The organism is Daejeonella rubra, from assembly GCF_900103545.1.
Taxonomy (GTDB): Bacteria; Bacteroidota; Bacteroidia; order Sphingobacteriales; family Sphingobacteriaceae; genus Daejeonella; species Daejeonella rubra.
Map to the genome: position 1 here is coordinate 1 of NZ_FNHH01000055.1, position 6,217 is coordinate 6,217.

Sequence of the window (6,217 nt, forward strand, 5' to 3'; positions counted from 1 at the left end):
AAGATTATGTATAAATTATACTAACACTAAAAAGCTAAATCGTAAAACCTAAAACTTTTTAGTAGAATAATCTTAATAGTTGTGCAACAGCCACTCATTTAACAAGGCAGGATTAAAATCTGAGGAAGTTAATATCTCCTGATTAAGCTTGGAACCAAAAGCCATTAATGGGTTAGTGGTTGATGTTCCGGTATGTGAAACAGAAACGTCTGGTAAAAACAGCGCATTTGATTGCCTGTAATCTGCCTGGGCCGATTTGTAATCCTGCTCAGAGATCCTGAGCTGAAGGTTTTTTTCAGAGACCTTTTGCCAGATGTCCTTTTTGGAAATACTTATCGTATCCTGAGCTGAGGCCAGTACCGGAAATAATATTATTCCGGAAAGTAAGATGTTTTTTATTCTCTTCATATTGATGAGCTTGATTGACATACAAAAGTACCTGCCCTAAAAGGTGCATATGGTAACAATTGTCACAATTGAAATTCATCTAATTGAAAGTTAAAAACTGTGATTTTTATTTACGGGAAGAAGCATTGAATCTATTTAAAAGAAATATCAGATAAATAATAAGGCAATTTCAACAAAATAGAGTGATCAACTATTAAGGGTCCATGACTTTATGATTCAGAAGGTGGTAAATGGAGCATAATATGCTTTCATCCATGCCGAAATGCGGGATGCAGGAAGAGTGAATCAAAAGAACTTAAACTTTCATTATTGAAGGCATCTCTATTGCTATTGAGCAGTAGAGATGCCTGTAAAATATATTAGAACAATCCCAACTGTCCTTTATCATCAATATCCAGATCATCCGGATTAGTGATCTCAAAATCAATTTTCTTAACTGGTTTTTCTGGCTCTTTAGAACTTTCAGCCTGAACCTCAGGGATTATTTCAGCCGCAGTCTCGGAACTATCCTCTGTTTTTTTTGCTTTAGCTGACCTGTCTGGTTCTTTAGAACTATCGATCTGAACTTCCGGAATAATTTCTGGCTCTGGAGCATTTTCCTCTTCTGAATCTTCAGTTTGTGTGGTAATTACAGGTTCCTTGGAACTTTCGATCTGAACCTCCGGTATTACCTCAACCTTCGGCGATATATCCTCCTCTGGATCATCCATTTCACGAGTTTCGGACGGCTCTCCGGAATCTTCAGATATTTCTTCCTCCAGAACTTCAATATCTCTGGCAAGAACAGAAACCGGAGTTGCCTGATGTAATCCCGGGGCCTCCGTCACAGGGGTTGGAATATCTGAAACCTCTACCACTATTTCATCTTCCTCCTCTTCAACAGGTGAATGGAGAATTTCAATATTTTTTACTTCATGCGGACTAAGCCTGTTACCCATGGCCTTCATTCCCTTCACCTCAATTGCATCAGCAAGTTCGATCTCAGAAATTTCAGAAATTTTTGTTTTGCCTTTTAATATCTCAAGCCTGATCTTCGGTTTTGAATGACCTGAAATAAAGAACAATTTTGAACCGGGCTCTTCACTGATCACACTGGTTTTCTTTCCGATTGAGGTATTTTCGAAAACAAATCGCTTCAGATAATGGCTTCCTGATTTACCCTCCAGATAGATCACAGAAAAGACCTTCTCAGGATTGTATTTCTCAATCAATAATAACTTATCATCGAAATGATTGCTCAGGTCAAAGCTGCTGAGCTCGTAAACTCCCTGCTGATTCACTGTCAGGATCCTGTCGTCACCATCAAACTCACCCAGATATTTTCCTCGTCCATCAACATTGAGTCGCTTCAAAATCTCATCATACCAGATCTTACGTCCGGATAATGTTGAAACTCCCTTACTCTTCAGAACTACTTTCTTAACAGGATACTTAGTAACGATATTACCCATCGAGCTTCGGCCTTTGATCACATGATCTGCAAAATCAAGGTCGAACTGCAACTTTTTAAGCTTGGAATGTGGTTTTAACTGAATATTGACAATTTCAGCCTCTCCATTCGGATTTGCGGTAAAGTATAATACTTTTGAGCCCTTCCCACCCTTGGTCAGATCGTATTCTTTCTCCCTGGTAACACCCAATACCGAGAATCGTTTGATATAGGAAGTGCCACTTTCACCATCTTTGTAGATCAAATTATAGACCGTACGCTCATCATTCTTTTTGAATACCTGAGCATGCAATATCCCCTTCCCTACGAAGGTCTTTTCAGCGACTTTAGATACATTGAACTTACCATCTTCCCTAAAAACGATTACTTCATCCAGATCGGAACAATCACATACAAATTCATCTTTACGCAATCCTGTACCAATAAAGCCATCTTCACGGTTCATGTACAGCTTAACATTGGCCAAAGCAACTTTGGACGCCTCAACTTTGTCAAACGCCCTGATCTCCGTTTTACGCTCCCTCCCATTCCCGTATTTAGCTTTTAACTTCTCAAACCAGGCAATGGCATAGTCCGTTAAGTGCCTCAGGTATTTATTTACTTCTTTAATATCACTCTCCAGCGACAGTAATTGCTCGTCTGACTTTTTAAGGTCAAAGCGGGTAATACTGCTCATTGGCTTATCGATCAGCTTTTTATAGTCCTCCGCAAGAATTTCCCGATAAAACTGCGGAAAGAAAGGCTCGAAAAGTTTGTTTAATACCTCTACCACAGTATCGAAATTACCTGAACTTTCATACTCTGGATTCTTATACATCCCTTCCTGTATGAAGATCTTAAGCAATGAACTGAAAAATATCTTTTCCTTCAGCTCAGCAAGTTTTATTTCAAGTTCCTGCTTCAGGAGGTTTTTTGTATGATGCGTACTCTCAATCAGAATATCATTCACACTCATGAAGTAAGGCTTATCGCCTTTAATAATACAGGTGTTCGGAGAAATTGAGACTTCGCAGTCTGTAAAAGCGTAAAGTGCATCAATAGTCACATCCGGAGATATCCCGGGAGCGAGATGAATGATGATCTCCACATTTTTAGCCGTGTTATCCTCGATCTTCTTGATCTTGATCTTACCCTTATCATTGGCAGCGATCACGCTGTCTATTAGTCCGCCGGTAGTTGTTGTATAAGGTATCTCGGTTATAGCAAGCGTTTTTTTATCCCGCTCAACGATCTTTGCGCGCACCCTGATCTTCCCACCACGCATACCTTCACTATAATTGCTAAAATCGGCCATACCACCCATCTGAAAATCAGGCAGCAGATCAGGTCGATTCCCTTTCAATACTTCAATGGAGGCATCGATCAGTTCAATGAAATTATGGGGCATGATCTTGGTCGCCAGTCCAACAGCAATGCCGTCAGCACCCTGTGCAAGCAAAAGAGGAAATTTAACAGGCAGCGTAACCGGTTCCTTATTTCTTCCGTCATAACTGCTCTGCCATTCGGTAGTATCCGGATTGAAAACAACCTCAATAGCGAATTTGGATAATCTGGCCTCGATATAACGGGGAGCTGCCGCAGAATCACCGGTTATCGGGTCACCCCAGTTTCCCTGAGTGTCGATCAGTAAATTCTTTTGTCCGATCTGAACCATTGCATCACCGATAGAAGCATCTCCGTGAGGATGATACTTCATGGTATTACCTATTACGTTGGCCGCCTTATTGAAGCGCCCATCATCCATTTCCTTGAGCGAATGTAAAATACGGCGTTGCACCGGCTTTAGTCCATCATGAATATGAGGTACCGCACGATCCAGAATTACATAGGATGCATAATCTAAAAACCAGTTTTCATATAAACCGGAAAGCGATATCACATTATGTAAACCTTCATTCTTTGTGTTTTCGCCTTCAGTATTTTCTATTTCTTCACTCATCCTAATAATGATGTACTATCGAATTGTAAATATAAGTTATCGCGGGAAAATGTAGGCGGGAAGTTTTTAACAGGTCTTAATAATATTAATTCCAAAAGAACATTTCAAATTTTCAGTAACCGCCGATACCTGAAAGTCCTAAAAAAAATAAATCTGACCATCTATCTGATTTTTAGTAAATTAAATAAATTAACTGTGCAAGGCAACCATTTGACCAATTAGATCGTGTACATTATAAAGAGATATAAAATTGAGTAATTCGCTGCAGCAATTGCCCGATAAACTTCGCATGGATTGCATCAATGGCGAACCGGGAAGCCAAAAGAAACTGTATTACGGTTTCTATGGCTTTGCTATGGGAATTTGTCTGAGATACTCAAAGGATCGGGATGAGGCAGTTGGAATATTAAATGATGGTTTTTTAAAGGTGCTTACACGCCTGGAAAGTTTTGACCCTTCCAAGCCATTTTTACCATGGCTATCCCGTATTATGACCAATACAGCTATTGATCACTACCGAAGTCAATTGAGGCAACCGATAACAAGCGATGTAACAGAACTGGAAATTTCAGGAGAGGATCCTGAAATCAATAGTAAACTAAACTATGAGGATCTGATCAAAATTATTCAAACACTACCACCTGGTTACCGGGCAGTATTTAACTTATTTGCTATTGATGGATTTTCACATGAGGAAATATCAGAACAATTAGGAATTTCTATAGGTACATCTAAATCAAACTTATTCAAGGCGAGACAAAAACTTAGAATAATGCTTGAAGAACAAAATAAAATAACAGCATTAAACAGCGCATCTAATGGTGCAATAATTATCAATGAACAATTTAAATCCCAACAAGACAGACACATTTTTCAAGCAGGCACTTGAATCTGTTCCTGATCTTTCTCCAAACGAGAAAGACTGGAAAGATATGGAGCACCTTTTGAAAGATCAGCCTAAAAGCAGGCCTGTTATTGCATGGCTTTACTGGCCTGCAGGAGTTGCTGCGGCTTTACTTATTTTCTTTTCAGTCTGGTTTTATGACAACTCCAAAGTTGCACCTGTACCACAGGCACAAAACAAAATACCCGAAAAAGCAGTTGAACCGAATTTAACAAAACAAAACCCGGCTCAGACGCAAAGCAAACTACCTGCAAAAGAAGTTGAACTGGCTATTACAAAACAGAGTCCCAATCAGCTCCTTAGCAGAGTCAGGCTGAAATACCCTAAAAAAATTACCGCAATACCTTTAGAATCTGAACAAAACACATTACTGTCTTCCCTGAGCATCAAACCGATTTTCAAGGCTGATGCTCAGGACAACCAGATCATGAAGCCTGAAGTACTTAAGGATAGCATAGCTGCTATTAATGCAGAATTGCTTCAGGAAATCAATACGCAGGAGGCGATCGTGCTGAATACAGAACCTACAATTATTGCTGATCAGGCCACACAGAAACCAGATAGCATCCCTTCAAAGAAAAAGCTTGAAATTTCGTATCCAACTAAAAAATGGGGAATCAGCATGGCATTTGCATCCGATTTTAACTCAGTTAACGGAATCACTAACAGTCTCTTTGGATATAGCCTTGGAATGGGAATCAATTACAAGATCACTAAAACCATTTCTGCTTCAACTGGCCTGTACTATTCGCAAAAACAATACACTTCAGATAAAGCATCTTATAAAACTCAGGAGAAACCTTTTGCTACCTGGACAAGCTATTCAAAAAAGATCGAAGCAGACTGCAAAGTGATCGATATTCCTCTAAATCTCAATCTATTGGTCAAAAGCGGACCTGAGACTAACTTATTGGCCTCTGCCGGACTATCATCTTATTTCATGCTTTCAGAGAAGTATAACTTCATTTACAATCCCACACCAGCCTACCCTGCCAGCGGCAGGTCATACACAATAAAAAATTCAAACAAGCATGTTTTGAGTGTGATCAATTTAGCTGTCGGATTGGAAAAGCCACTAACTAAACAGAGCAGTATTATCATACAGCCTTATGCCAAATTGCCCCTAACAGGTATCGGACAAGGCGAAACAGATCTGAGATCTTTCGGTTTAGGCTTACAGCTAAACTATTCCATGAAGAAAAAAGCTAAGTTTTTCGGATCGGGAAGGGAAAAGTAAATTGTTTTGAGGAAAGCCCTTCTGAAATAGAGAACCACCCCCCTTAATTCCCCAGCGGTGGACACTGGGAGGTTAGAGAAATTTTATTGTAATCTAAATTATCAATTCATTAATGCATTTTCCCTCAAGGTGGTGTGATTACCAATCAGTATTTTCGATCTGAATTCCCCTCTGGTTGGTGTTTTCCTTTAGACTTGTAAAAGTAAAACAGAGTATAGAACTTGTGTTTTACAATAGTTACAAGGGCAAAGGCAAATTAAGGTGTTCTCCGGGAATTAA

General features: G+C 39.5%; 4 protein-coding genes. 2 read left to right on the forward strand and 2 right to left on the reverse strand.

Annotated features, from left to right (window positions below):
* Nucleotides 1–72: 72 nt before the first annotated feature.
* Nucleotides 73–408: a TolC family protein gene (locus BLR27_RS18180; RefSeq protein WP_090707289.1), complete on the reverse strand. Its 336-nt coding sequence runs from the start codon at nt 406–408 to the stop codon at nt 73–75.
* 359 nt (nt 409–767) lie between these two features.
* Complete coding sequence (locus tag BLR27_RS18185) at nt 768–3,797, reverse strand: DNA gyrase/topoisomerase IV subunit A (protein ID WP_090707283.1); 3,030 nt, start codon at nt 3,795–3,797, stop codon at nt 768–770.
* A 250-nt stretch (nt 3,798–4,047) separates the two neighbouring features.
* Between BLR27_RS18185 and BLR27_RS18190 the strand changes: the two genes are divergently transcribed.
* Together BLR27_RS18190 and BLR27_RS18195 are read left to right on the forward strand one after the other, a co-directional pair.
* Entirely contained in the window at nt 4,048–4,686 is a 639-nt protein-coding gene (locus BLR27_RS18190) for an RNA polymerase sigma factor (protein WP_245704552.1), read from the forward strand.
* Complete coding sequence (locus BLR27_RS18195; protein ID WP_090707287.1) at nt 4,634–5,938, forward strand: porin family protein; 1,305 nt, start codon at nt 4,634–4,636, stop codon at nt 5,936–5,938. The genes BLR27_RS18190 and BLR27_RS18195 overlap by 53 nt, the downstream gene beginning before the upstream one ends.
* The last annotated feature ends 279 nt before the right edge of the window (nt 5,939–6,217 follow it).

Excerpts from the sequence above, each read along its gene's own strand:
- BLR27_RS18180 (WP_090707289.1), bottom strand. The coding sequence starts at position 408 with ATGAAGAGAATAAAAAACATCTTACTTTCCGGAATAATATTATTTCCG.
- BLR27_RS18185 (WP_090707283.1), bottom strand. The coding sequence starts at position 3,797 with ATGAGTGAAGAAATAGAAAATACTGAAGGCGAAAACACAAAGAATGAA.
- BLR27_RS18195 (WP_090707287.1), top strand. The coding sequence starts at position 4,634 with ATGAACAATTTAAATCCCAACAAGACAGACACATTTTTCAAGCAGGCA.